General features: G+C 61.8%; 19 protein-coding genes. 14 read left to right on the top strand and 5 right to left on the bottom strand.

Annotated elements, in window-relative coordinates; translation table 11 throughout:
- Positions 1-46: 46 nt before the first annotated feature.
- Together O4H53_RS21920 and O4H53_RS21915 are read left to right on the top strand one after the other, a co-directional pair.
- Positions 47-1,054: a TRAP transporter substrate-binding protein gene (locus O4H53_RS21920; protein WP_269367196.1), complete on the top strand. Its 1,008-nt coding sequence runs from the start codon at positions 47-49 to the stop codon at positions 1,052-1,054.
- 65 nt (positions 1,055-1,119) lie between these two features.
- A complete protein-coding gene (locus O4H53_RS21915) occupies positions 1,120-1,731 on the top strand; it encodes a nuclear transport factor 2 family protein (RefSeq protein WP_269367195.1) in 612 nt (203 codons plus the stop codon).
- Here the strand turns inward: O4H53_RS21915 and O4H53_RS21910 are convergent.
- On the bottom strand, positions 1,728-2,507 hold the full coding sequence (locus O4H53_RS21910) for a helix-turn-helix domain-containing protein (RefSeq protein WP_269367229.1): 780 nt from the start codon (positions 2,505-2,507) through the stop codon (positions 1,728-1,730). The two genes, O4H53_RS21915 and O4H53_RS21910, sit on opposite strands and share 4 nt — an antisense overlap.
- A 200-nt stretch (positions 2,508-2,707) precedes the next feature.
- Here O4H53_RS21910 and O4H53_RS21905 point away from each other — a divergent pair, with 200 nt between their 5' ends.
- The 4 genes from O4H53_RS21905 to O4H53_RS21890 all read left to right on the top strand — a co-directional run bounded on the left by O4H53_RS21905 (position 2,708) and on the right by O4H53_RS21890 (position 6,428).
- Positions 2,708-3,688 (top strand): VOC family protein, encoded by a 981-nt coding sequence (locus tag O4H53_RS21905; RefSeq protein WP_269367194.1) that lies wholly within the window; start codon positions 2,708-2,710, stop codon positions 3,686-3,688.
- A 195-nt stretch (positions 3,689-3,883) separates the two neighbouring features.
- The gene (locus O4H53_RS21900; RefSeq protein WP_269367193.1) at positions 3,884-4,738 is read left to right on the top strand and encodes a fumarylacetoacetate hydrolase family protein; all 855 of its coding nucleotides are present in this window, start codon (positions 3,884-3,886) and stop codon (positions 4,736-4,738) included.
- 82 nt (positions 4,739-4,820) lie between these two features.
- Positions 4,821-5,141 (top strand): 2Fe-2S iron-sulfur cluster-binding protein, encoded by a 321-nt coding sequence (locus O4H53_RS21895; protein WP_269367192.1) that lies wholly within the window; start codon positions 4,821-4,823, stop codon positions 5,139-5,141.
- A gap of 96 nt (positions 5,142-5,237) precedes the next feature.
- Entirely contained in the window at positions 5,238-6,428 is a 1,191-nt protein-coding gene (locus O4H53_RS21890) for a cytochrome P450 (protein WP_269367191.1), read from the top strand.
- A gap of 111 nt (positions 6,429-6,539) precedes the next feature.
- Here the strand turns inward: O4H53_RS21890 and O4H53_RS21885 are convergent, their stop codons facing one another.
- On the bottom strand, positions 6,540-7,400 hold the full coding sequence (locus O4H53_RS21885; RefSeq protein ID WP_269367190.1) for a LysR substrate-binding domain-containing protein: 861 nt from the start codon (positions 7,398-7,400) through the stop codon (positions 6,540-6,542).
- Between the two features lie 431 nt (positions 7,401-7,831).
- Between O4H53_RS21885 and O4H53_RS21880 the strand changes: the two genes are divergently transcribed.
- The 3 genes from O4H53_RS21880 to O4H53_RS21870 are packed head-to-tail and all read left to right on the top strand — an operon-like array spanning position 7,832 to position 10,835.
- Positions 7,832-8,956, top strand: coding sequence for a C4-dicarboxylate TRAP transporter substrate-binding protein (locus O4H53_RS21880; protein ID WP_269367189.1), 1,125 nt, complete (start codon positions 7,832-7,834; stop codon positions 8,954-8,956).
- Between the two features lie 37 nt (positions 8,957-8,993).
- A complete protein-coding gene (locus O4H53_RS21875) occupies positions 8,994-9,515 on the top strand; it encodes a TRAP transporter small permease subunit (protein ID WP_269367188.1) in 522 nt (173 codons plus the stop codon).
- A 12-nt stretch (positions 9,516-9,527) separates the two neighbouring features.
- The gene (locus tag O4H53_RS21870) at positions 9,528-10,835 is read left to right on the top strand and encodes a TRAP transporter large permease (protein ID WP_269367187.1); all 1,308 of its coding nucleotides are present in this window, start codon (positions 9,528-9,530) and stop codon (positions 10,833-10,835) included.
- Between the two features lie 25 nt (positions 10,836-10,860).
- Here the strand turns inward: O4H53_RS21870 and O4H53_RS21865 are convergent, their stop codons facing one another.
- Genes O4H53_RS21865 through O4H53_RS21855 form a run of 3 tightly spaced genes read right to left on the bottom strand, consistent with a single transcriptional unit; the run spans position 10,861 to position 14,129 of the window.
- Positions 10,861-11,226, bottom strand: coding sequence for a cupin domain-containing protein (locus tag O4H53_RS21865; RefSeq protein WP_269367186.1), 366 nt, complete (start codon positions 11,224-11,226; stop codon positions 10,861-10,863).
- A gap of 11 nt (positions 11,227-11,237) precedes the next feature.
- Entirely contained in the window at positions 11,238-12,629 is a 1,392-nt protein-coding gene (locus O4H53_RS21860; protein WP_269367185.1) for an NAD(P)/FAD-dependent oxidoreductase, read from the bottom strand.
- Positions 12,630-12,641: 12 nt separating this feature from the next.
- The gene (locus O4H53_RS21855) at positions 12,642-14,129 is read right to left on the bottom strand and encodes an aldehyde dehydrogenase family protein (protein WP_269367184.1); all 1,488 of its coding nucleotides are present in this window, start codon (positions 14,127-14,129) and stop codon (positions 12,642-12,644) included.
- 509 nt (positions 14,130-14,638) lie between these two features.
- On the opposite strand from O4H53_RS21855, the gene O4H53_RS21850 reads away from it, so the two are divergent.
- From O4H53_RS21850 to O4H53_RS21830, 5 genes are all read left to right on the top strand, one after another.
- Positions 14,639-16,675: a hydantoinase/oxoprolinase family protein gene (locus tag O4H53_RS21850; protein ID WP_269367183.1), complete on the top strand. Its 2,037-nt coding sequence runs from the start codon at positions 14,639-14,641 to the stop codon at positions 16,673-16,675.
- A 4-nt stretch (positions 16,676-16,679) separates the two neighbouring features.
- Positions 16,680-18,347, top strand: coding sequence for a hydantoinase B/oxoprolinase family protein (locus O4H53_RS21845; protein WP_269367181.1), 1,668 nt, complete (start codon positions 16,680-16,682; stop codon positions 18,345-18,347).
- A gap of 71 nt (positions 18,348-18,418) precedes the next feature.
- Positions 18,419-19,522: an ABC transporter ATP-binding protein gene (locus O4H53_RS21840; protein WP_269367179.1), complete on the top strand. Its 1,104-nt coding sequence runs from the start codon at positions 18,419-18,421 to the stop codon at positions 19,520-19,522.
- 6 nt (positions 19,523-19,528) lie between these two features.
- Positions 19,529-20,452 (top strand): ABC transporter permease, encoded by a 924-nt coding sequence (locus O4H53_RS21835; protein ID WP_269367177.1) that lies wholly within the window; start codon positions 19,529-19,531, stop codon positions 20,450-20,452.
- On the top strand, positions 20,445-21,251 hold the full coding sequence (locus O4H53_RS21830) for an ABC transporter permease (protein ID WP_269367175.1): 807 nt from the start codon (positions 20,445-20,447) through the stop codon (positions 21,249-21,251). The genes O4H53_RS21835 and O4H53_RS21830 overlap by 8 nt, the downstream gene beginning before the upstream one ends.
- The last annotated feature ends 22 nt before the right edge of the window (positions 21,252-21,273 follow it).

Here is a 21,273-nt window from a genome sequence, read left to right as displayed (position 1 = left end):
AAATGATCCTTCAGCGCCACAGTGAGTTCATAAAAGGGAGGATACCATGAAACTAAGAGATTTCCTGATCGCGACCGTTGCATCCGTCGCATTCGGCACCACCGCCACCGCCGAGATCCTGCGGTTTTCCAGCTTTGAGCCGCCGGTCGCGCATGTCACCAAGAACATCCTGACGCCATGGGCGGAAAAGGTGAATGCCGCCTCGGAAGGCACGCTGGATATCCAGATGTTTCCAGGCGGCACATTGGGGCGCAACCCCGCGCAGCAGCTCAAGCTGGTGGAAGACGGCGTGGCAGACATCGCCTGGGTGATCCCCGGCTATACGCCCGGACGCTTTGACCAGGGCACCATCGGCGAGCTGCCGTTTCTGGTGCCCAATGGCACTGTCGGTTCTGAAGCGATGTGGTCGGTGTACGAACAGGGGCTGCTTACCGGCGATTATGAAAAGTTCAAGCTGATCGGGGTCATGACCTCCTTTCCCAATGCCGTGGCCAGCACGGCCGAAGTGCGCACGCCTGCCGACATGAAGGGCCTGAACTTCCGCGCGCCCGGGCCGACCATGCTGGGCGCAATCAACGCACTGGGCGCGGTGCCCGTGGGCGGGATCACCGGACCGGGTCTGGCAGAGGCGATCAGCCGTGGCCTGATCGCGGGGACATTCACCCAATACGGCGCGATCGAGACGTTCCGCGTGGGTGAGACGGTAAGCTATTATCTGGACATGCCCCTGGGGGCGACGCCAATGCTGATCGTGATGAACCAGGCCAAGTTCGACAGCCTTCCGGACAAGGCCAAGGCCGCCATCGACCAGTATTCGGGCAAGGTGTTCTCGGAAGAATTTGGCAAATCCTTCGACCAATACGTCGGCGAAGCCCGCGAACGGGTCCTGGCCGCAAACGACATCACGGAGATCGAACCGGATGAAGCCCTGACGCAGCAATGGAAAGACGCGCTGTCCGTTTCCACAACCGAATGGATTGCTGGCCACGAGAACGGTCAGGCCCTCTATGACGCGTTCGTTGCAGCCATCGACAAGGCCTCTGCCGCGAATTGATACCCTGTTCCGGCGCCGACAATGCCGTCGGCGCCGGAGTGTTCTCTTACACATGGCGTCGTGCAATGGATGAGACAAAGGACATCACCGAGATTGCCCAGCTGATCCAGAAGTGGGGTCTCTGCCGTGATCAGGGGCGCTGGGACGATCTGAAAGCAACCTTCACCCCGGGCGGCACGATCTTTGTCACATGGTTTCGGGGCTGGTTCGCGGATTTTGTCGAAGCCTCGCAAAAAATGCATGTGCCTGCCGCGCCACGGGTCAAACACCTGATCGCGCTGCCCGTCGTTCAGGTCCGGGGGAACCGGGCGGTGGCTGAAACCAATGTCCAGATCCTCGGGCGGTTCGCCGTTGCGCAGACCCAAGTGGACTATACCAGCCATGCGCGGTTTGTGGATCGGCTGGTGCGCACGGCCGATGGATGGCGCATTCACGCACGCGTCGCGATCTATGAGAAAGACCGGTTTGATCCGGTCGTCCCCGGTGCCGCATTCAACGATTTCATGAAGCGGACCGATTTTTCCAAAGTACCCGAACCCTATCGCTATCTGGGTTACCGTCTGCTGTCAGCGGGCCGGCCGTTGCAGGACGGCATCATCTGTGACGGCACACCCGAGGCGGAGGCGTTGATCCGGAATGCGAAGCACTGGGTATTGAAAGGCGGCTGTGCGGATTAGTCCGGCACATCAAGCTGTTCAAGCGCATCGGTGATCCCCCTGGCGGTCGCCAGAAGCTTGTCGCGGTACTGATCCAGCGCCTTTTCAAAACTCAGCGCGCTGCTGGTCCAGATCACGGTCAGGCAGGCCAGAACCCGCGGTCCGCTATAGATCGGGGCGGAGATGCTTTGGGTGCTCAGCCTGTAGCCTTCCTTGCGATAACCCACACCCAATGTACGGCACCTGTCCAGCACATGCATCAATGGCCCGTCTTGCAACATCACCGGATTTTGCAGGCCCAGCTTGGCCCGAAGACCCGCTAGGGTTTGCGCGCGTTCCTCTTCGCGCGAAAAGGCCAGATAGGCCCGTCCGCCCGCGGTATCCAGCACCGGCAATTGCACCCCGACCATGCCGTGATCAATGGAATAGGGGCTGATGTTATGTGTCGACTCCCGGATTTCCATCTGGTGATCGTTAAAGGTCACCAGATCGAGCGGCCAGAGGATCTCCCGCCCCAGCCGCACCATCTCGGGCACGGCGGCTTGCGTGACCCAATCCTCATGGCGGAACCCCGAACTCAGCGATTTTGCCTGCAGGGTCGGGCGCCATTTTTCTGACGAATGATCGCGGCTGACAAAACCCAGGCCCTCCAGGGTTTCCAGCAGCCTGTACACCGTGGGGCGCGGAATGGATGTGGCGGCTGCAACCTCTGCCGCTTTCAGGCCGTTGCGCCGGTTCAATGTCTGAAGGATGAGCAATCCCCGCTCAAGCGACCGGACAGATCCAAAATTTGAAATGTGCTTTCTCCCGATGATCCCGCCACGCCTTGGATAATCATTGCACCGGCACCGGCCATGTCAATAAACGGCGGCCTCTGGCAGGCAACGCCATCCGATCTGTCCGCCAAGCGGACAAACACGGGGCCGCCGGTGCAGATGCCCGTGGTTGGTTTACCATGACCCGAAGCACATGATTATGCCCGAAAGGAACCCGTCCCTTGACCCTCAGCGCGCTTGGATACATCGGCATCCGATCTTCGAAGACCGAGGACTGGAGCAGTTTTGCCACCAAACTTCTGGGCATGCAGCAGGTGGATCGCGGCGGCAATGCGCGTGCCTTTCGCATGGACGATCGCAAGCAACGGCTTCTGGTCACCGATGACGGGCAAGAGGGCCTTGATTTCATGGGCTGGGAAGTGGACCACCCCGAGGATCTGGACCGTCTGGCCAGCCGGCTTGAAAACGCGGGTGTTGCGGTTCGGGTGGAAACTGCGGCTTTGGCCGATCAGCGACTGGTCAGCCAGCTGATCTCCTTCAACGATCCCGATGGCAACCACATCGAGGTGTTCTGGAAACCGCAGATTGCCAGCGATCCCTTTGTCCCTGCGCGGCCCATTTCAGGGTTCAAGACGGGCACGCTGGGCATGGGTCATGCGGTATTGCACGTGGAGGATGCCACCGCCCTTTTGCCATTCTACCGCGACCTTCTGGGGTTCAGCGTGACCGACTACGGGCTGACGCCCTTTCCACTGTATTTCTTCCACATCAACGGACGGCACCACAGCTTTGCCATGGTGGGATCGGGGCGGAAGGGACTGCATCATTTCATGGTCGAGCTGCAATCGCTGGACGATGTGGGGCAGGGCTATGACCTTGCGCAACAGGAAGAGGGGCGCCTGGCCTATACGCTGGGGCGGCATTCCAACGATCACATGATGAGCTTTTACGCCACCACACCCTCCGGCTTTTTTGTTGAATACGGCTGGGGCGCACGGGTGATCGAGCCCGGGACCTGGCAGGCCCATGAAACCACCGACGGGCCGAGCTATTGGGGCCATGAGCGGGTACACATGCCCGAAGGCGACCCGGCCCGCGAACGCATGCGCGACATGCGGCTGGACGCGGCCCGTCGCGGGATGCGCGCGGCAGACCCCGTGCCCAACTGTGCCTGGCTGGAATCGGTCGCCCGGCCGGAATGAGTGCGCATTCTGCCCGCTGACCAAGCCCGGGCCGGGCGCGTGTCGGGACGTGGACAAGCCCCCTCACATCGGCAAGATCATTTTGGCTGTTTCAGATCAGCGATGTCCGCAGAGCGGACATGACCCAAAGTGCTGCGGCCCAAGTCTTCCGCCCGGGTTAAAACCCGACCAACACCCAATCAACGGAGCGAACAGATGCGAATTTCCTCTTATGTCACCGCGGACGGAACCGCATCATATGGCATTGTACAGGACGGCAAGCTGCACGACGCAGGCAAGGCGCTGCGCGGCACCTTCCCCGACCTGCGGGCAGTGATGACGGCCGGTGCGCTGGATCAACTTGAGGCCGCCGCCAAAACCGGCGAAGTGCTGGACATGGCGTCAGTCACGCTGCTGTCTCCCCTGCCGAACCCGGACAAGATCATCTGCATCGGGTTGAACTACATGACCCACATCAAGGAAACCGGGCGCGACAAACCGGCCAAGCCGTCGATCTTTACGCGCTACCCGTCTTCGGTTGTCGGCCACGAGGTGCCGATGATCCGCCCGCAGGCATCGGATTGGTTCGATTTTGAAGGCGAGCTTGCGGTGATCATCGGCAAGGCGGGGCGCAACATTTCCGAGGCGGAGGCAATGGACCATGTGGGCGGCTACAGCTGTTTCAACGACGGTTCGATCCGCGATTACCAGCGCCACACAACGCAGTTCTGGGCGGGCAAGAACTTTGTCGACAGCGGCGCGATGGGGCCTTGGATCGTGACGTCGGACGAGATAAAGGATCCGGCGGCGCAAACCATGGAAACACGTCTGAACGGCGAAGTTGTGCAATCGACGCCGATTTCGGATCTGGCGTTCAATATCCCCGAACTGGTCGCCTATCTGTCCATCGTCACCGAACTGCTGCCGGGCGATGTGATCGCCACGGGCACACCCAGCGGTGTTGGCCTGTTCCGCGAACCCAAGCTGTTCATGAAAGACGGCGACCGGATCGAAGTCGAGATTTCCGGCATCGGCACCCTGTCCAACCCGATCCGCGACGAGAGCCGGTAATCCAGACGACACCAGACATGACGCGCCAGCGCCGCGGGCCTTGAATCCGGCGTCGCAGGCGCGCGCGAAGCAAAGGAAAACCATGCCAAAACTGCACTTCACCCTGCCGAGTGGCGACAAGAAAACCGTTGAGGCACCGAGCGGCATTTCAGTCATGCAAGCCGCCCGGGACGCCGGTATTGAAGACATCCTGGCCGACTGCGGTGGCGCCATGGCCTGTGCCACCTGTCACGTGTTTGTGGACCCCGAGACCTTCCGGATGCTGGACGCCCATTCTGATGCGGAGGATGACATGCTGGATTTCGCAGCAACTGAACGCAGCGAGACCAGTCGGCTGAGCTGCCAGATCACGGTGACGCCCGAAATGGACGGCGCGCATTTCACGGTGCCTGTCGAGATCTGAAAGAATGCGCGCGTCCGCGTGACGGACAACCCCGGCATGCCAGAGGATTCACGGACAAGCGTTGTTATAGGCTTCAGTATGGAGGAGGAAAACCGAATGACAGAAATGATCCAGGCGACCCGTCCGAGCGTCGACACCGACCTCTATGCCGATGATGTCATCCGCGATCCTTATCCGGTTTACCAAAAGATCCGCGACACGGCACCGGCGGTCTGGCTTCCGGAAAACGATCTCTGGGCGATTGGCCGGTTTGACGATGCTGTCGCCGCCCTAGCTGCCAATGACATTCTGATCTCAAGCAAGGGCGTGGCGGCCAACCCGCGTCTGAATGCGATCACTACGCCCAATATCCTGATGACGGATGCGCCAGAACACCGGCCCTTGCGAAAGGTCATTTCCCAACCCGTGATGCCGACCGGCCTTGCAGAGGTCAAACCACGCATCCAGGAAACCGCGCAGCAGATGATCGACACCCTCGTTCAGCGCAAGGAATTTGACGGCATGACCGACCTGGCACAGATCCTGCCTTTGACGATCGTGTCTGAACTGCTGGGCCTGCCGGAATTCGGCCGCCAGAACATGCTCAAATGGGCAGCGGCGACCTTTGACGCCCTGGGCGGTGACAATGCCCGCGCCGAGGATGCCTTTCCAACCATAATGGAGTTGCGGGCCTTTTGCGCCGATGATGTCAGACGCGATACAGTGCGTCCGGGAAGCTGGGTGGCGCGACTGTTCGAAGCGGTGGACCAAGGTTCGATTGATCCTGCGCTCGTGCCGATGTTCACGCGCGATTATATCGCACCCAGTCTCGATACGACGATCTTTGCAACCGGGCATCTGATGCATCAACTGGGCAAAGCGCCGGACCAATGGGAAAAGCTGCGCGCCAATCCCGCGCTGATCCCGAACGCCATCAACGAGGCCGTGCGGCTGGAAAGTCCGATCCGTGGTTTTACCCGTTATGCCAAAGAAGACTACGACGTCGACGGGGTAACTATTCCGAAGGGCGAACGCGTGCTGATCCTCTATGCCTCTGCCAACCGCGACGAGCGGCGCTGGACGGAGCCCGACAGGTTTGATGTGGAACGCAAGGTGTCTGACCACGTCGGCTTTGGCCACGGCATTCACATGTGTATGGGTGCGCAACTTGCCCGGTTGGAAATGCGGTCGATCCTGCAGGTCATGGTCGAAAAGGTTGCGCGCATCGAAGTAGGCGAACCCGAGTTCGAACTGAACAATGTCCTGCGCGGGTTCCGAAGCCTGCCGATGAAATTCGTCCCGCTTTAATTGGGAGAGACGGTTGCTTCAGCAATCGTCTTGATTTGCCCGAGCGCTATTACAGGCAACCGTTGAACTGCCCGGTCTTCCAAGGCGTGCCAAAGCGAGCATATCGCTGCCCTAGGCTTTTTCGACTTCGGCCCAGAGGGTTTCGACAAATCGCTCGGCACTTTCTTTTTCGGACTGCCCGGGCTGGATCACGAAATAGGGGTTTGGCGCAGGGACCTCGATGTCCAACAGCTTCACCAGCGTGCCGCTGCGCAGATCGTCGGCGCAGAGGATCGAGGTGCCCACCGCGACGCCACAGCCCCGCCGCGCTGCCTGCAACGAAACACCGGCGTTGGGAAAATAGATCTGCTGGGCGAACTGCAATGTCTTGGGTGACGCCATGGAAAGCAGCCGCATCCAGTCCGCCCCCTGATCGGCGTGGAGCGCAATACAATGGACCAGGTCGTCGGGACTGTTGATATTCCACTCATATTTCAGCTCTGGCCGACAAACCGGAAAGTACATCTCGTCCCGCAGGATCGCCTCGCGCATGCCGGGCATTGGGCGTTCCCCATAGGAAATGACCACATCCATGCTGTCGTCGGCCATGCCGACGGGAAAGACCCGCACAGTCATCAGCGGATACTGCTGGCAATATGCCTTTATCACCGAAGGAAGCCGCGAGCCTGCGAAGGCAGGGGCGCAGGCGATGTTCAACTCGCCGTCCATGCCGGAGGTGGATGTCAGGGACTGGCAGGCCCGTTCCATGTCCTGAAAGGCGTGGTTCAGCCGTTCGAACAATGACAGACCCGCCGAGGTCAGCGTGAGCGTCCGTTTGCTGCGCACGATCAGAAGTTCGCCCAGATCCTCTTCCAGCCGTCTGATCTGGTAACGGATGGCACCGTCGGTGACATTGAGTTGCGAAGCCGCTCCGGCGATACCCCCGTTGCGGGCGACCTCGTGGAACGTGTTCAGTGCTGTCAAATTAAGCATAATCACCCCTAAACCGACAATTGAACTAACATATTTCAGCAATTTTTTTATCTTGCGTGAATATGACTAATGAATAATCTTTTTTGCAAGTCAAGACCAATCACTGGCTCGGGGGAGAGCCGGACAGGCAAATCCAAAAGCAGCGTTCCGCGGAAACGTCACGCCTAGGGAATGATCGTGCATCAATCGGTCCGGGTGCCGCACGCCCAGAGAAGGCCAGATGCAGATCCAGACTTTATTGACGCAGTGGCCTTTGGCAGGGCTGGCGACCGGTTAGGGCCGGGACGGTCCTGCCGTCGGGCGGCCCGGTGCAAGGCAACCAAATCCGGCCGGACCACGTCCGGTGGGGCAACGAAAAAGAACCGCACGGTCGGGACAACACGACCGGTCTGACATGCGCGATGCGCGAATAACAGGGAAAGGAAAGAGATATGAAACACTTTGCAGGAGCCCTTTTTGCCGGGCTGTGCAGCGTCACGGCCCTGTCGGCCTCGGCGCAGGAGATCACCGCGAGCATCTGGTTCCCGGACACCTACCCGCTGGTGACGGACGGCTATCAGGCCCTGGCCCGGACGCTTGAGGAAAAATCGGGCGGGGAACTGAGCCTGAAAGTCTATACAGGCGATTCCGTGCTTCCGCCGGGTGCCCACCTGTCCGGCCTGCGCGACGGGATCGTCGACATGACCTATCACGCGGGCACCTATACGCCCTCTGACCTTCCGGCGGACAACGTTCTGGCGGCGCTGGGAATTTCGTTCAACGACAGCATGGTCCTGACGGCGGCTGTCGCAGACTTCTACCTCAACGATGACCAGATGCAGGAGATGTTCCGCCAGCAGGGTGTTGTCTTTCTGGGCAGCTATGCCTCGCCCTCCTATGCGCTGATGTGCACCTCTCCCGTGGTCACGCTGGATGACATCGCGGGCAAGAAGATCAGGATGCCCAGCCCGATTCATGCGGCCTGGGCGGCCTCGGTGGATGCGGCTGCGGTGAACGTGCCATCGTCGGAAATGTTCACGGGGCTGGAAAAGGGTCAGCTCGACTGTGCTGCCAATTCACCCAACGATCTCAAGTCACGCTCGCTTTGGGATGTGGCCAAGGAGGTGACGCTGCTGGACCTGGGGCAGTATTTCGCCGGGTGGCAATACGCGATGAACCAGCCGGCCTGGTCGGGCCTGTCGGAAGCGAACCGGCAGCTGCTGGTCGACAGCATCTCCGACAACCTGGTCACCATGACCACCGCGTTTGAGCAATCCGTGGACGAGGCGCTTGCCGAGGCCGGGGATCACGGTGTGACTGTCCACGAACCGGGCGAAGATCTGCAGGCCTCTCTGGACAGCTTTGTCGCCGAGCAGGTGGCACCGATGGCGGCAGAAGTGGCGGGCAGGCTGAATGTCGAAGGCGCCGAAGACCTGATCGCGCGTTTCAACGCGGTCTATGACAAATGGGAGGGTCTTTTGGCAGATGTGGACCGCAGCGATACTGCCGCCCTGCAAAAGGTCTTCAAGGACGAGATCTATGGCAAGGTCGATGTGGCCCGCTACGGCGTGAACTGAGCAGCGGGAACAAGGGGCGGCCAGAGAGGAGAAGCGGATGTTTTTGCGCTGGATAAGACGTCTCGCCATCGTTCTGGCCGCCCTTGCGATCATGAGCCTGTTTCTCATGATGCTTCAGACGGTGATCGACGTGCTGGCCAGCAATCTGGCCGGTCGCCCGATCCCCGGCAATCTTGAGATCATCTCGGTCTATCACATGGTGCTGGTGGTGTTTCTGCCGCTGGCCTTCGTGGAGCTGAAGAAAGAGCCCATCGCGGTGGATCTGGTTTACCGAATGCTGCCGGAAATGCTGAAGCGCTGTGTGCTCGTGGCCGGCTACCTGATCACGGCAACCTTCTTTGGTTTTCTGGCCTGGCAGACCGGCACGGATGCGCTGCGGTCTTTCAACATGAACGAAATGATGATGGGAGCGGTCTTTGTAACCATCTGGCCGGCAAAGCTGGCCCTGCCCATCGGATTTGCCGCGGCGCTGCTGATGGTTGTCGCGAACGCGTGGCAGGCAGCGACGGACCCCGATTTCAACCCGTCGCCGGACACACCCGAAGACGCCGAGACCTGAACTGGGACAGCAATGGAAAATTTGACAATCGGATTTCTGGGGCTGGGCGCGGGCCTGATCCTGCTGCTGCTGCGCGTGCAGATCGGGGTCGCGCTGGGTCTCGTGTCCTTCGTGGGGATCGGCGTGCTGCTGAACGCGCGCGCGGCCTGGGGGATGCTGACGGCAGTGCCCTTCAACTTTGTCGGCGACTGGAATCTGACGGCGATCCCCATGTTCCTGCTGATGGGGTTCGTCGCGTCAGAGACGGGGATTTCCGCGGGCCTTTTCCGGGCGATGCGCATCCTGCTGGCCTGGCTTCCCGGCGGGCTGGCTGTGGCAAGCGTCGGGGCTTGCGCGATGCTGTCGGCGGCCTCGGGGTCCAGCGTGGCCACGTCCTCCGCCTTTGCCCGGATCGCCACACCGGAAATGCTGCGCTACAAATACGACCCCGGCCTTGCCACCGGCGTCATCGCGGCCTCTGGTACGCTTGGCTCGCTGATCCCGCCGAGCATCCTGATGGTGCTTTACGGCTACCTCGCCGAGGTCTCCATCGCCAAGCTCTTCATGGCGGGCTTTCTGCCGGGCCTCTTGTCGGCAACCATGTTCATCGGAATGATCATCATCCGCTGTTCGTTCAACCCGCGTCTGGCCCCCGCCGTTTCCGAAACCTTCACCCGGCGTGATTTCCTTGACGCGGCAAGGGAGATCTGGGCGCTGCCAGCCATCATCGTCGGGGTTCTGGTAGGTATTTTCATCGGCCTGTTCAGCCCGACCGAGGCCGGGGCCATCGGTGCGGCGCTGGCCATCGCGCTGGGTGCCGCGCGCGGGGCGCTGAGCTGGCAGTCGCTTTACCGCAGCGGTCTGGCGACGCTGACCAGCACGGCGGGCATCTTCATGGTGGTGATCGGAACAACCCTGCTGGGCAAGTTCATGACCCTGAGCGGCGTGCCGAGTTTCATCGCGGAATCGCTGCTGTCGCTCGGATCAACCGAACTGATCGTGATCGCCATGGTCGCCGTGCTCTACCTGATCCTGGGCTGTTTTCTCGATTCCATCGGCATCCTGCTTTTGACCATGCCGATCATCCTGCCCGTGGCCCGAGAGGCGGGAATCGAGCCAATCTACTTCGGCATCATCCTGGTCAAGCTGCTGGAAATCGGACTGGTTACGCCCCCGGTCGGCCTGAACGTCTATATCGTCAAGGGCGCGCTTGGTGAACGGGTGTCGCTGGTTTCGATCTTCCGCGGGGTAAGCTGGTTCATCGCGGTCGACCTGATCACGCTGGCGCTGCTGATTTCGTTCCCGATCATCAGCCTGTACCTGCCGTCGCTCATGGGCTGACGGCAGGGGCGGCCTGCCTGTGGTCTCACCTTGGCTGCAGGATGAAAAAGACCTTGCGCACGGGTGTCAGGTTTTCCCAGGTGCCACGGAACCCGGCAGCAACGACGAAACTGTCACCCGGGCCAAACTCTTGGAAGACGCCCTCCGCATCGGTCAGGCGCACCCGTCCTTCCAGCAAATGGCACAGCTCATCATAGTCGCAGTCAACGCGTTCCAGATGCGCCTCGGCCTCCCAGATACCCGCCAGGGCCCCGCTTTCGGGACGCTGGAAATGACGCCAGCTGCGGGCGCTGTAGGGCTGGTCGACGATGGCGGGGTCAGAGACGGTGCTTTCCACCGCCGTGACAGAAGGATCGTTGAAGTCAAGAACGTGGCGGGGAGCCCGGGCCATGCGGTTTCCTTTCAGGAGTCAAAACCGACGCCGAACCTGTCGAGCGTCCTGTTGAAGACGGATCGCCGCCCGGTGGCATCCTCGCGCGCCAGACCGTGCTGTGCCAGGCGGATACCAAGCCAGCGGAAGGGTTCGGGCGGGAAGGGGAAAGGCCTGCTACGCAGCATTTGCAGGGCCGTCCTTTCGGTCTCGCGCCCCTGCAGCAGGTCGAGCATCGTCAGGGCCGCGAACCGGCTGGCAGACACACCCTGTCCGGTGAAGCCCATCGCATAGGCCACGCGCCTGCCTTGCGCGGTTCCGGCAAAGAACGTGGTGCGCGCAGAGGTGTCGATGATCCCGCCCCAGGCATGGGTCAGCTCCACATCCGCCAGCGGGGGCAGGGCGCGGGCGAAGTTTTCGGCAAGGCGGGCCAAGCTGCCGCTCTCGGTCAGAAAGGCATCATCGCGGCGCGACCCGAAGTGATAGATCGCATCGAAACCACCCCAGAGGATGCGGTTGTCTGCCGTCTTGCGGAGGTAGTGGAACTGGTTCCCGCTGTCGGCAATCCCGTAGCGATCAGTCCAGCCTATGGCGGCCTGCTCTGAATCATGCAGCGGTCGGGTCACGATGGCATAGTCGAAAATCGGGATCAATGCGCTGCGCAACCGGCGCAGGAGCGGCGGCGCGGCATTGGTCGCCAGAACCACCTGCCGCGCTGCGATACGTCCGCCCGGTGTGATCAGCTCAACCCCGTCCTGCCGCTTTTCCATGCCGGTCACCGGGGTGGCCTCATGGATGTCGATCCCCCCGGCCAGCGCGACGCGCCGCAGCTCCGCCACCATCTTGCCGGGGTTCAGCAGGGCATAATTCGGCTCGAAAAGACCGGCATGATAGACGGGCGAGTCCAGCCGTTCCCGCAGGGCATCCCCTTCGAGGAAATGGGACTCGCTGCCAAAGCGGCGGCGAAGGGCCTGCTGCGCCTTCAACCCTTCGACCTGCCAGGGGGTTGCGGCGACGGTCAGCTTGCCCGAGCGTTCAAACTCAACCTCCATGCCGTAGGTCGCAAGATCCGCTTCGAGATCGTCAAGGTTGGACATGCCAAGGCGGATCAGCGCCTCGGCCTCTTTCGGCCAGCGTTGCATCGCGTTGCCGATGCCGTGCGAGATTGACGGCGCGCAGAACCCGCCGTTGCGCCCCGAAGCGGCGTTGCCGCAGCGCCCGGCATCGACCAGCAGGATCCGCGCATCCGGCATGCGGCGGCGCGCCTCCAGCGCCGTCCAGAGGCCGGTGAAGCCGCCCCCGACAATGGCAAGGTCACAGCGCGTGTCCGTTTGCAGCGGCGGGCAATCCGGTTGCGGCCCCGCCGTTTCTGTCCAATAGGGCGTGCGGGTCGCGGTGGCGAGGCTTTCAAGTGCTTTGGTCATTGGCCCACCGCCTCAATCCGGCGCATCGAGGTACCAGCCCCAATGTTCCTTGTGGTCAAAGCGGGTGATCTGCTTGGTCTCGAAACAGGCATCGAACCCGGCGCGGCCCAATTCGCGGCCGATGCCGGATGTCTTGTAGCCACCCCAGGGCACCTGCGTGAACGTCGGTTGCGAGCAGTTGATCCAGATAATCCCCGCGCGCAGCCTTGCCGCGACGCGGTCGCAGCGGTCAAGGTCGTCCGACATGACCGCCCCGGCCAGCCCGTAGGCACTGTCGTTGGCCAATGCGAGCGCCTGTTCTTCCGTGTCGAAGGGATTGACGCAGACGACCGGGCCGAACACTTCTTCGCGCCAGATATCCGCATCGGTTGGCATATCGGCAAAGATGGTCGGCGTCAGGTAATAGCCGTGATCAAAGCCTGCCGGACGGTCTCCGCCCGTGACCAGGCGCGCACCGGAGTGCCGACCTGCATCAATGGCGGCACGCACCTTGTCATATTGCCCCCTGGACACCAGCGGCCCCAGCTTGACGCCCGGCTGATCCCCCGGCCCGATCCTGATCGCCTCCGCTGCGGTGCGCAGCCGGTCCAGCAGCCGGTCGAAAATCCCGCGCTGAACCAGAACCCGCGAGGTGGCCGAACAGACCTCTCCCTTGTTCCAGAAGATGCCGAACATGATCCATTCGACGGCCTTGTCAATGTCGCAGTCGTCAAAGATGATGAAGGGCGATTTGCCCCCCAGTTCCAACGAGACGGTGCGTATCCCGGCGCTGGCAGCCTGCATGACCTTGCGGCCCGTGGCGACCGACCCGGTAAAGGCCAGCTTGTCCACCAGCGGATGATCGGCCAGCGGCTGCCCCGCGTCAGGCCCGGTGCCGGTCACAAGGTTGAAGACGCCCGGCGGCACCCCGGCAGCGTCGATCACCTGGGCCAGCACCTCGCAGGACAGCGAGCAAATTTCGGATGGTTTCAGAACGATGGTGCACCCTGCGGCGAGGGCGGGCGCGACCTTCCAGACCGCCATGAGCAGCGGGAAGTTCCACGGCGTGATGGCACCGATCACACCCAGCGGTTCGCGGTGGATCTTGCCTTCGAAACGCGGATCGCCCAGATCGACCGTCTCTGGCGGCTGGATCGCCTGTTGTTCGGCCAGCTCCGCGTAATAGTCGAAACAAAAGGCCGCATCGCCAACGTCCCATTCCGCTTCGGGCAGCGGCTTGCCGTTGTCGCGAACCTCCAACAGGGCAATCTCGGACAGCCGGGTGCGAATGCCCTCCGCGATCCGGCGCAGCACACCGGCGCGTTGTTTTCCGTCCATCCCGGGCCATGCCCCGGAATCAAAGGCACGGCGTGCCGCACGCACCGCGCGGTCGATATCTGTGGCCTGACCCGCAGCGATCTCGGCAAAGGTCTCTTCCGTGGCGGGGTCGACCGCCGGGAAATGCCGGTTATCCCCGGGGGCTGTGAAGGTGCCGTCGATATAAAGTCTGGTTCTGTGCATCATCTTCTCCGTCTGACGACCCTGATGTGACCTGCCTGCGGCAGGTCGGGTCATTGCCGAGTCTGTGCGTCTGCGCCCGTCAGGCGTGTTGAGCGAAGGGTAGCGTCATGAATTTGGCTGACGCAAATCAATAAACTTCGCGAACTATGAGAGTTATTTTGACAAATATACCGTATCAGACGCTCGCCGGTTGTGCCGGATGCTGCAATGAACCTTCAGTAACAAGGCACCCTAATTTCGTCAAATCAGTTCACACATTCGGTTAATATTATTATCTTGCATCAATTGATTTAACCAATAATCATTTCAACACAGGGATCGGGCAGGGGACTTTCAAGGTCAACCTGCCGTCCGACCGGACAGGCGGCGCTTCGTGCGGTCGCCTGAACGGGGCGGAACATGCCGATCAAAGAACAATCACCGGCGTGCCCAGCACGCAGGGCGCGACGCAGCGTGTCGCGCCAAAGGAAAACTACATTCTGCCGGATGCGGCAAACAGGACGGAAAACATGGTAAAAATGGCAATCGAGGTTGGTGGCACCTTCACAGACCTTATCTGGATCGAAGGTGGCGTTGTACACAGCCACAAGGTTCCCTCCACGCCGCATGACGCCTCCATCGGCGTGCTGGACGGGCTGAACTCGGCGATGGAAGGTGACCTCTCAGGGCTCGACCGCCTGTTTCACGGCTCGACCGTGGCGACCAATGCGGTCATCGAACGCAAGGGGTGCCGCACCGCACTGCTGACCACCGAAGGCTTCAAGGATCTGCTGCAGCTTCAACGGCAGCTGCGTCCGAACGTCTATGCCATTGCCTGTCACAAGCCCGAGCCGCTGGTGCCGCTGAACCTGAGCTTTGAGGCCCGCGAGCGGGTGGATGCCAAGGGCGAGATCGTCACCCCGCTGGATGAGGCGGCCCTGATCGAGACGCTGGATCTCCTGCTGGAAAAGGAGCAGCCGGAGGCGCTGGCCATCTGCCTGCTGCACGCCTACCGCAACCCGCAGCACGAACAGCGCATGCGCGAGATCATCGCCGAGCGCGCGCCGGATCTGCCGGTTGTGCTGTCCTCCGACGTGTTGCCGACGTTCCGCGAATACGAACGCGCCTCGACCACCACCATGGCGGCCTATCTGGTGCCGCTGGTCGGGCGCTATCTGGAACGGCTTGAGCAGCACCTCGACGCCGGTTCGCCCGGATGCAACCTGTTCATCATGCAGTCTTCGGGCGGTGTGCTGCCCAGCAGCGGCTCACACGGACGTGGGGTCGAGATGCTGAATTCCGGCCCGGCGGCCGGTGTCATCGGCGCGGTGCGGATGGCAGAGGCCATTGGCGATGACAATGTCATCACGCTGGACGTAGGTGGCACCAGCGCCGATATCTGCCTGATTGCCAACGGCGCGCCCGAGATCACCTCGGAAACCGAGGTGGATGGCCTGCCCGTAGGCCTGCCGAGCATCGACATCGCGAACATCGGCGCAGGTGGCGGCAGCCTGGGCTGGGTCGACGGGGGTGGCATGCTGCAGGTCGGGCCGCGCTCTGCCGGGGCGCGTCCGGGGCCTGCATGTTATGGCCACGGCGGCACCGACCCCGCGCTGACCGATGCGCTGGTGCAACTGGGCTGGATTCGTCCGCAGCGCTTCCTGGGCGGGCGCATGACGCTTCAGCCCGAACGCGCAACCGAGGCGCTTGCCGCCCTTGGCGCAAGCAATAACGAAACCGCCGACGCGATGGCGCAGGCGATGATCGACATCAGTGTCGCCAATGTCAGCCAGGGCATCCGCCTTGTGTCGGTGCAGCGCGGGCATGACCCCAAGGGCTATGCGATCTATGCCTATGGCGGCATGGGGCCGATGATCGGGGCGCTCGCCGCGACAGAGCTCAAGGCGCAACGTGTCGTTGTGCCGCCCTATCCGGGGCTGTTTTCAGCCCTTGGGCTTCTGGTCGCCGACCTCAAGCGCATCTACCGCGAAACCAACCTGATGCGCGTCACCGACAGCGTCGCGGATGACGTGCGCGCCGCCTTCGACCGCATCCGCAAGCAGGCGGAGGCCGAATTCGCCGAGTTTGGCGGCAAGCCCCAGGACATCGCCTTCGCATACGAACTTGAGATGCGCTTCAAGGGGCAGGGCTACGAGCTGCTGTCCGATGTCGATCCAGACCGGCTGGAGCGGGAGGGCAAGGACTATGTCCTGGGCCTCTTCAAATCGACACATGAGACACGCTATGGCGCCGTCGCCTCCATGGGCGAGGTCGAGATCGTGACCTTCCGGCTGACAGCCTCTGTCGCGACCGAAAGCGACGTGATGTCCTCGCTCACCCGACCCCTTGATCCGACCGCCGATGCGCAGCCTGCGGATACCGGGGAAATCACCTTTGCCGGCGCGCCGGTCCCCTGCAGCTACTACTGGCGCGGCGATCTGGTGCCGGGCACCGAGATCACGGGTGCTGCCGTCATCGAAGAACCGACGGCGACAACGCTGGTGCCGCCCGGCTGGACCGCGACGGTCGACCGCACCGGCGCCCTTATCCTGACAAGCGAGGCGTAATCAGATGTCCGAGAAACTCACGCAAGCCACCTTCAACATCATCAGCAACGGGCTGCACGGCATCGCGCAGGAAATGGGCGAAAAGCTGGTCCGCTCCGCCTATTCGACGATCATCCGCGAGGCGCGGGATTGTTCGACCTCTTTCCTGGACCGCAATGGCCGGATCATCGCGCAGGCGCAGTTCTGCCCGATCCACATGAACTCTTTCGGCAAGGTCTTCGAGGCTTTTGCGAACAAGTTCGATCTGTCCACGATCCAGCCCGACGAAGGGTTGATGACCAACGACCCCTACAGCGGTGCGCAGCACCTGAACGACATCATCCTGTTCACGCCTGTGTTCTACCGCGACAAGCTGGTCGCTTTCAGTGCCTCGCTTGGTCACCATATCGACACCGGTGGCGGTGCTGCGGGGCCCAATGCTTCGGCCAATGACGTCTATTCCGAGGGGCTGCGGATTCCGCTGTCGCGCTTCAACGTGCATCGCGACATGGGCGATGGTCTGCTGGAGCAGTTCATCCGCATCAACGTGCGCCCGCCGAACGAGGTGATGGGCGATATCTATGCCCAGTTCGCCGCCAACCGGACCGGCGAGGGACGGTTCATCGAGATGCTTGAACGGTTCGGCGAAGAGACGGTTCTGGCCGGCGCCGCGGAACTGCAGGATTATTCCGAGCGTCTGGCCCGCGAGGCGATCAGCGCCATCCCCGATGGCATTTACCAGGCCGAGGATTTTGTCGACGACAACGGCTTTATCCCCGATCCGCTGCGCGTGGCGGTAAAGATCAAGGTGGACGGCGATGCGCTGGAGCTTGATTTCGAGGGCAGCGCGCCACAGACCAAGGGCATCATCAACTCGCCCCTGGCGGCGACCATTTCGGCGGCCTACGGTGCCATCGGCATCCTGCTGGGCGGCGGCCGCATCCCGGTCAATGACGGGCTTTATCGCCCGATCCGTGCGATCAATGTGCCTTACGGCAGCTTCCTGAACCCCAGCGAACCGCGTGCCGTGCGTGCCCGGAACAACGCCTGTCACCGGGTCTATAACGTCATCATGCTGGCCATGTCCGAGGTGGTGCCGAACCAGGTTCTCGCCTCGGGCCACGACACGACCAACGCCATCGGCATGGGCCATATGTCGCCCGAAGGCTACCGCGTCTACATGGAGGTCGTCGGTGGCGGCTGGGGCGCTTCGGCGGGCGCGGATGGCGCTGATGTGGTGGACGGCTATGTCGGCAATTGCTCCAACGTGCCGGTTGAATCGCTGGAAACCGATTACCCTTTCATGCGGGTCGAGGAATATTCGCTGCGGCGCGGCTCTGCCGGGGCAGGGGAGCGGCGCGGGGGCCTTGGTGCCCGGCGGGTCTATCGCATTCTCGCGGACGATGTGACGTTCAATTCCTATTCCGACCGGTTCAAGGTCGCGCCCTGGGGCCTGTTCGACGGCGAAAGTGGTCAGCATTCGCGGTTCACGGTCGAACGGGATGGCAAACGTCTCAGCCTGCCATCGAAAGGCAATACCGAACTGCTGAAGGGCGACAGGCTGATCATCGAGACCGCCGGTGGCGGCGGCTATGGCGATCCGAAAAAGCGGGATCGTGAGGTGTTGAAACGCGAGATCGCGCAGGGCCTGCTGACCGCGGAAGACGCTGCCGAAGTCTACGGTCTGTCATGAGCCAGTTGGTCCGGAAATCACCGTTTCCGGACCAGCCGGACGACATCCTCGGATCAGGAGAGGAATGAACGATGCCCCATTCAGCCAGTGACGAATTTGCCATTGAGGTACGCAACGTAAGCATGGTCTACGGGGCGGGTGCCAGTGCCTTCACCGCGCTCGACGATGTCGAGGTGGCGATCAGGGAGAACGAGTTTTTCACCCTGCTGGGGCCGTCGGGTTGCGGCAAGACCACGCTTTTGCGGCTGATCGCCGGCTTCAGCTATCCGAGCGGGGGCGACATCAGGCTGCACGGCCAGAACATCGCCGCCCTGCCGCCGTTCAAGCGACCCGTCAACACGGTGTTCCAGAACTACGCCCTGTTCCCGCATATGACGGTGAGCGAAAACATCGCCTTCGGCCTCGCCATGTTGAAACGCTCCAGGACGGAGATTCGTGACAGCGTCGACAGGATGCTGAAGCTGGTGCAGCTTGAGGCGTTGAAGGATCGCAAGACCGCTCAGCTTTCAGGCGGCCAGCAACAGCGTGTGGCGCTGGCCCGCGCGCTGGCCCCGCAGCCCAAGGTGTTGCTGCTGGACGAACCGCTTTCCGCGCTCGATTTCAAGCTGCGCAAGGAAATGCAGATCGAACTGAAGCGCCTGCAGCATGAGACCGGCATCACCTTCATCTTTGTCACCCACGATCAGGAAGAGGCGCTGACCATGGCGGACCGCATTGCGGTCATGTCGGCGGGCCGGATCCTGCAGATCGGTTCCCCGCGCGAGATCTATGACCGCCCGGCAGAGCGTTTTGTGGCGGACTTCATCGGCGAGACCAACTTCATGCAGGCCGATGTGCTGTCCTCGGCCGATGGCATGGCGGAGGTCGCACTGCCGGGCGGCAAGCGCATTCCCGCGCTTGTGGCCGAAGGCTTCCGGCCTTCGGGGCAGGTCAGCATCGTCGTGCGCCCCGAACATGCGCAGATCGTCGAAGCGGGGCCGGAGGCCCATCTGACCGGCACGTTGGAGAACACTGTCTATTTCGGAACCGACACGCATTTTCACATCAGGCTCGACGGGGGCAGGCAGTTCATCCTGCGCCGCCAGAACAGCCGCAGCGCGGCTGCCGCACCACAGAACGGCACGGTCGTCGGCATCAGGATCGACGATGGCGCGGCACAGATACTGAAGGATTGAGGCATCATGGCAACCGCCGCTGACATCGCCAGACAGGCCGAGACCCGCGAGATCCGGGGCAGGTGGCTTCTGTCCGCACCCGCGCTTGTCATCATCGCGCTGGCCTCCATCGGGCCACTTGCCATCGTGTTGGTCTATTCCTTTCTCGCCCCCGGTTCCTATGGCGACGTGATCTGGGAATTCTCGCCCGACGCCTGGCTTTCCGTCTTTCTCAAGCGTGACATCTTCGACAACACGCTGTCCTTTGCGGATGCACATCTGTCGATCTTCTGGCGGTCGCTGCGGCTGTCGTTCCTGACCACGTTGATCGCCCTGCTGCTTGGCTTTCCGACCGCCTATTTCATCGCCACACGTTCCGCCCGCACACGGGAGATATGGCTGTTCCTGATCACGATTCCCTTCTGGACCAACCTGCTGATCCGGACCTTCGCCATCCAGGAGCTGATCCGTAACGAAGGCATCGTGAACAACCTGCTGATCAAGATCGGCGTGATCGGTGAGCCCGTCCAGATGATGTTCACCGATTTCGCGATTCTGCTGGGCATGGCCTATGTCTACTTCCCGCTGATGGTGCTGCCGCTTTACGCCAGCATGGAAAAGATCGACTTCCGCCTCGTCGAAGCAGGCTATGACCTTTACGCCACCCGCTGGCACGTGCTGCGGCATGTCATCGTGCCGCTGACCAGGCCGGGTATCATTGCCGGTTCGATCCTGGTCTTCATCCCCACCCTGGGCGCTTATGTGACGCCGCGCGTGCTGGGCGGCGGGCGCAACCTGATGCTGGGCAATCTGATCGAACTGCAATTCGGGCAGGGGCGGAACTGGCCGCTGGGTGCGGCACTCTCCATGACAATGCTGGCCATCGTCCTGCTGGCGCTGATGGTCTATGTCCGCGTCGCCACCCGCAGTGGAGGGCAGAACCATGGCTGACAAAGGGTCTTTCGACGTCAGGCATCAGTCCGGCTTTCCGATTGTCGCGCTGATCTGCTTCTTCCTGCTCTACCTGCCCATCGGCGCGCTTGTCGTCTATGCATTCAATGCCGGGGCGTCGGTGGCCATCTGGGAAGGTTTCTCGCTGCGCTGGTTCACTATTGCCTGGAACAACGAACAGGTGCTGGAAGCCGCATGGCGTTCTCTTCGGATCGCGACCTGCGCGGCCTTTATCGCCACCGCCGCGGCCACCATGGCGGCGCTGGCCACCACCCGCACGCGGCCCTATCGCGGGCTGAACGCCAAATATGCCTTCCTCAACATGCCGCTGATGGTGCCCGAAATCGTGGTCTCCGTCGCGCTGCTGATCTTCTTTTCGCGCATCAAGCTTGCCACCGGCTACACCGGCCTTGGTTATCTGGTCGCCGCCCATGCCGCCTTTTGCATCCCCTTTGCCTATCTGCCGATCCGGGCACGGCTGGAGATGACGGACCTCTCGCTCGAAACGGCGGCGGCGGACCTGTACGCCACGAAGTGGCAGGCGTTCCGCTGGATCACGCTGCCGCTGCTCTGGCCCGGCATCCTCGCGGGACTGATGCTCGCCTTTGTCATCTCGCTGGATGACGTGGTCATCACCGAATTCGTGAAATCGGCCGGTCAGGACACGCTCCCGACGTACATGCTTGGCCAGCTCAGGCGCAACGTGACGCCTGAAATGAATGCGATATCGACGGTCTTCCTGCTGATCTCTGTCGGTATCGTCACCCTCTTCTTCATCGTCAGCAGGAAACGGAACTAATACGACAACAACAACAACAGGG

Source organism: Sulfitobacter sp. G21635-S1, from assembly GCF_027213915.1.
In the GTDB taxonomy this organism is placed as follows: domain Bacteria; phylum Pseudomonadota; class Alphaproteobacteria; order Rhodobacterales; family Rhodobacteraceae; genus Sulfitobacter.
The sequence above is the reverse complement of the archived record's forward strand: the minus strand, read 5'-3'. Positions and strand labels throughout refer to the sequence as shown.